This window comes from Paenibacillus sinopodophylli (genome assembly GCF_005930355.1).
Classification (GTDB): Bacteria; Bacillota; Bacilli; order Paenibacillales; family Paenibacillaceae; genus Pristimantibacillus; species Pristimantibacillus sinopodophylli.
On sequence record NZ_VDBO01000034.1, the window covers coordinates 1 to 5497 of the forward strand.

Consider the following 5497-nt stretch of genomic DNA (forward strand, 5'->3'; position numbering starts at 1 on the left):
ATTTGATCCGAACGCGAGAATCACCCGTGAACAAATGGCGGCACTGCTTGTTCGCGCCTATGAGTACAAGAACAGCGCAATTGCAGCGACTGGTCAAGAAACAGCCGCTCTCAAGGATGGCTCAAGCATTTCTCCATGGGCAGTAGAAGGAGTGAATAAAGCCATCGCTGCAGGACTTCTGCAAGGAAAAGGAAACGGAATCATAGATCCTGCTTCCAACGCCAACCGCGCCGAAACCGCGCAAGCCATCTTGAACTTGATTAAGAAGATGGAGTAGAACGAGGATTAAGAGGCTATATTAATCTGCTAATGCGAGTTAAACTGTCCCCTTAGTCAAGGACACTTTGAAAAAAGAGTATTAAGTCACATATAAGAGATGATTCCTGTCTTCAATTAGGTGACTGAAAAACTTGCGTTTTTAATTTATTAAGATTTGTTTTAATCAGAAAGGCGATATTTCGTTCTACTTGGAACGGAATATCGCCTTTTTCTTTATTCTTTTACTTTGAATCTTTCATGAGTGTAATAATTCGCTTGAGATTAACAGTAAATATGGCCATGACACCTTGCATTTGCATGCCAACAAGACTCGAGGACGATGCAGCATCATACTCGTCTCTATGTTCACTGTTTTTTGTTTCAATATTATGGAATTGAGGTGCCGTATCTAGACGAGAGATATGCAAATGGGGGTGTGATATTTGAATAAGTATTTAAAATATAAAAGAATAAAAACCCGATCTATGTTCGAGTTTTTGTTTTCCACTATGCTTGCTACTACGTAATTCTTGTTCGGATAAACTAAACAAACTTCCGGCTCGTCTTCTTCCCATCATAGCTGAACACGATCTTTTTATCCTCAACGAACGTTTCCAGATGCACGTGTTTCCCCCCATAATTGAACGACTTGGGGAAGCGTACGCTCCACGTATTTCAAATCGAGCTCCATGCCCTCGTATTCATGAATGAGATAAAGCTCGCCTACTCGATTAAAGTCGCCGTCTTTCACCATTAGACTAGGAAAGCCGCCGTTGACCTTAGAATAGACGAGCTGATCGTGAATATTCTCCCATAATTTATCTGTAATTTTCCATTCGGGCCCCTTTTTCTCGAAAATGTACAGATCCAGATCGTTCACTAAGTCCTTGGTCAAGTAGTTGCGTAGGAAAGAGATGTCAGAGTCGAGCTCGCGAACCTCGAACATCTTTTCTCTGCCCTTGCCGGGAACACGGCCGAAGCGGCGCTGCTCCTCCGCAGTTGGATTATCGAAGCGGCGCTCGATATCCTCGAATATTTTGAGTACCAAACAGTAGGGATTCAATGAATGCCGTGATGGTTGTACGACGGAGGAGTTCAGCTTGGCGAATTCAATCGTTTCCTCGCTGGTTTGGCAAGCTCTGAAAAAGTGTCCTAATTTAGTTATTGTAAGACCACATATGCAGCAATATATTCAGGTTTCAATGCAGATTACAAGCATTTTGGAGTCTTATAGTGACGTTGTTGAACCGTACAGTATAGATGAATTGTTTATTGATTGTTCAGGTTCATTGCACTTGTTTGGAAACTCAATAATTGAGATGACTAAACTTATTCAAACAAGAATCATGTCTGAAACAGGAATATATGAAAGAGCTGGAATTGGTGAAAACAAGGTGATTGCAAAACTGTGCTGTGACATGATCTCCAAGAAAAATGCTAACGGTATATTTTATCTCAAGAAAGACGAATTAGGTCAACATATCTGGAATCATCCAATACGTGATATGTGGGGCATTGGTTCAAGAATGGAGAAGCATCTTTTAAGATTGGGAATCAGAACAATTGGTGACCTAGCAAAAACCCCAATTAAGAGACTGAGTAAGTGGGGAGTGAATGGCCAGGTCATTTGGAGAGTCGATAACGGTATTGATGACTCGCCGGTGACTCCAAGGACACATAGCCAGCAGAAGGTAATCGGCAACGGAATGACGCTTCCTAAAGTCTACAGGGAGGCATGGGAAATTGAAGTGGTGTTGCTCGATTTGTGTTCGCAGATTTGCAGGAGAACTAGAGAAAAGGGCTTAATGGGCTCTGTAGTTTCAATGGGTCTCTCGGGCGCGGATTGGGATAATCCAACTGGATTCAGCAGGCAAATGAAGCTTGGTGATCCTACGAACGTCACAGTAGATGTATTCTCTGCCATTAAAAAATGGTTTTATACTCATTGGGATAGAATGCCTGTACGAAGATTAAGTGTAGCGATTTCTAATCTAATCATTGCTGATACATATCAACTTTCAATGTTTGATGACGCCGAGAAGAAAAGAGCAGTTGATAAGGTCATGGACGACATTAAGGATCGATTTGGAGAGGTATCCATACTTAGAGCTAGCTCATTAACTAGCGCTGGTCAAGCAAAGGACAGGAATTCAAAATTGATGAATCAAAAGGGATCGACAGCGGCATGGTGCTTATGTGGCTTGCCAAAAAGATAGTGCTCACGCATCTGCTGAGTGATTTGCATAATGGACATTTTGATAAAGGATAGTACTTTTAACTTTTATATAGCTTACTTTTTTTTGATAATGGAACAGATAAGCAGAAAAGGTAGCCGGTTATAATACCGGCTACCTTTAGTCATTATATACGAAAAGAACCACATGGAGTATCTATCCATGTGGTTTTACGTAATGTTAAAGACAGATGTAACAAACGATATTTTTGAATATATTAATATCAAAATTCAGGGGCGATATGCTATTTAGTTGAGTATAGAGTTAATTGATTTAATCGTCTACAAATAGGGTCACAGTTCAAAGCGAAGGCATGGGAGCGTTTTTCTATTGAATTAACGAGCAGAACAATTCCAATATGTAGTAAAATAAGCTTATTGCAGGTAAATAGCATAATATGGGGTACCCAAGGGATCTTCATGAGTAAACGTTCACAAAGGAGGCAAACAATAAAAGATTCTATAACGTTGGAAGAAACGAGTTTGGGCGTTGTAATAAAACTCATTTGGTGAATGCCGAAAGGCAATTATTTTAAAGGAGGGCTATCCCATTCAAACCTTTGACTCCAGTAGAAAAAACGTTGCCTCAAGTAAATCCGTTATCGACAATCATCACGATTCTCCTCGGCATACTGCTTATCCTGCAGCGATGGGGCATCCCTCCATCCTTCAGCTTCAACGTATGATTGGTAATAAAGGCACTCAGAAATATCTGCAACCATCCCCAAACAAACAAGTCATTCAGCGTGTTAAAATTGATTTACCAGAAACAGAAACAGGAAGAAAAAAAGATGAAATTGAGCATGACAAAATGCTGAAAGATGAAAATTACTTAGAGTGGTTAATCCGTGAATATACATACGATGGACTATTTGATGCTCTTCAATATGCATTCGAGGATGTGAAAACCTACGAAGAAGCTGTTGATTTCGTGGAAATTGCAAGAAGAATCCCTCCTTTGGTAAAAAAATTGAGCGAACAAATGAAAAATAGCAATGAAATGTCAGAAGCAGCAAAAAGCAGAAAAGAAGAGCTAATCGCTGAATTCCGTACACACAAAAAGAAAAAACATTTATTTAATCTAGATAAGAGGAAAAAAGATGAAAAAAAATCGGACCGCGAAGAGAAAAAAAGAAAAACAGATCTTGATTATGAACAAAAAAATGCACAAAAATATAATATATTTGAAAAGAAAGATAATAGATATATATCGCCAAGCGCGAGATTACCCGACCTTAATGAGTATAAACAAAATTTAAAAAACCAAGGCGCGTACGGAGAAGAATTAGCCATTGATTATTTTAAGAAAATATTCTCAGAAGCGACCATTCAGCCTTTGAAAAATAGAAAAGGTAATGGTATTGATATCGCAATACATTTGAAAGGTTTAAGTGTTCGTAAATTTTGTAAACAAACAAAATTGCATAAATTGATAAACGAGAAAGAGCTTATTGTTAATGTAGAAGTAAAAACGGAAAGCGCCCAGCTGTCAGGAGATGAAGGGGATGCGAGTTTCCTTCCAAGTACGGTACTTCAAATTAATAATGCCGAATGGAAGGATGTTTATCTAGAAACCAAAAATTTCTCCAAACAACTAGGAGAATCTTTAAATAAGAATACTAAGGTTGTTAACCTCTTGGCTCGAGTTTTTCTGCGAGAAATTGACGGGGCCAGAATGTGGCTAACGGTCATTGAACCCGGTATGGTGGAAGACTTTGACGAACCGGGAACTCTCATCAAAGGCGAAGATGAAATGGAGAAAACATATAATTCAGTTCAAATGGGTGCAGAAGGAGAAATGCTTGTCAAGGTAGAATTAGAGCATCTAGGTTATCGTACAGTGGCTCTGCAAAGTTATCCAACCTCCTCTGGGATTGACCTTGTAGCCTACAAGGATGAAGAACTTCTGTTTATTGAAATCAAGACCCATCTAGGTACGAAATTGGGTCAAGACGGTTTGTCTCCTTCTGAGCGGAAACCGCTTAATTTCGTATCCAAGCATATTGGGTATTATGCGGAACTGGATAGCAAGGACTTAAGCTTCACTCCAACAAAAATGATGGCCATTTGCAACTCCAAATACATTGTAGAATGGCTTGGACTTGACCCGGAGGTTGCCACCAAGAACGATATCAAAAAGGAAATACTCAGATGGTATCAAGAGGGATACATCAAATTTAAGCTGTACCATGTCAATATGGAGTCAGCTAGTATTGATGAAGAGCAGTGGGGTACAGACCAATACTGGAGAAATCCGAATGCGGTGAAGAAAAAGAAAAAGTAGCTTTGATCCAACAACGTGCTGCTATTCAAATACATAACAAAGGCGCTTGTTGGTAGTATACCTAAGCGTTTATCTTTCTTAAATTGGTTCGCCAAGAGTCATCAGAAACACAAAGTTTCTTTCGTGTCATCGGACAACAACATCAATCTGTCCAGCGACATAAAATTGACCTGTTTCAATCCCATATAGAATAAGCTTTTAATCATGAACCAGGTTACTTTTATGTCGTAAAAATACGACATAAAAGTAACCTGGTTTTATTTTTTGTATATAAAACTGACCTGTGTATAGAAAAGTTATTTCTGCAATATTAATTAGTAAAAGTAGTAACATGCTTGAAGGAATTGTTGATCTGAATTAGCTGTACAAGGTGGGCTGATTTGACGCGGCTCAGGGTTTGAGAAACATCAGGTATTGAAAAATAAATTTTAGACTGACCTCAATATTCTCACCGGCGGCGCCCCGAAGTGTCCAGGGAAAATAAAGTTCTAGACTGAAAGACTTGATCTAACGGGGTTTATGAGGATTGAAAATCGTCAGACTCCGAAAAATAAGTATTAGACTGATTATAAAAATGAAACAGCGGTGGACCAAGACTTGAAAAATAGAGTTTTAGACTGCCGCTGTTGTACAGATAAAAAAGAGTGTAAATGCTACTCTAAACATGTACAAAAGTGCTTGAATAAAAATGTACAACTTTGACGAGATGAAACATACTGTTC

3 protein-coding genes and 2 pseudogenes are annotated in these 5497 nt (G+C 39.1%); 3 read left to right on the plus strand and 2 right to left on the minus strand.

All coding sequences use genetic code 11. The annotated features are described in order from the left end of the window. A partial coding sequence (locus FGT79_RS30420; RefSeq protein WP_138756566.1) for an S-layer homology domain-containing protein occupies window positions 1–277 on the plus strand: 277 nt, incomplete at its 5' end. A 223-nt stretch (window positions 278–500) separates the two neighbouring features. On the opposite strand, the pseudogene FGT79_RS32165 reads toward FGT79_RS30420, so the two are convergent. Both FGT79_RS32165 and FGT79_RS30425 read right to left on the minus strand, forming a co-directional pair. Next, window positions 501–650, minus strand: a pseudogene (locus FGT79_RS32165) (IS5/IS1182 family transposase); the annotation flags it as partial. Between the two features lie 151 nt (window positions 651–801). Beyond that, window positions 802–1387, minus strand: a pseudogene (locus tag FGT79_RS30425) (SpoVR family protein); the annotation flags it as partial. On the opposite strand from FGT79_RS30425, the gene FGT79_RS30430 reads away from it, so the two are divergent. Both FGT79_RS30430 and FGT79_RS30435 read left to right on the plus strand, forming a co-directional pair. Further along, window positions 1359–2474, plus strand: a complete 1116-nt coding sequence (locus tag FGT79_RS30430) for a DNA polymerase IV (RefSeq protein ID WP_138756567.1) — start codon at window positions 1359–1361, stop codon at window positions 2472–2474. The pseudogene FGT79_RS30425 and the gene FGT79_RS30430 overlap by 29 nt on opposite strands. Window positions 2475–3173: 699 nt before the next feature. Next, window positions 3174–4775 carry a hypothetical protein gene (locus FGT79_RS30435; RefSeq protein ID WP_138756568.1) on the plus strand — a complete coding sequence of 534 codons (1602 nt, stop codon included), beginning with the start codon at window positions 3174–3176 and terminating at the stop codon, window positions 4773–4775. The last annotated feature ends 722 nt before the right edge of the window (window positions 4776–5497 follow it).

What these genes read in the sequence shown, in the direction of transcription:
- FGT79_RS30435 (WP_138756568.1), top strand. Translation starts at nt 3,174, where the DNA reads ATGATTGGTAATAAAGGCACTCAGAAATATCTGCAACCATCCCCAAAC.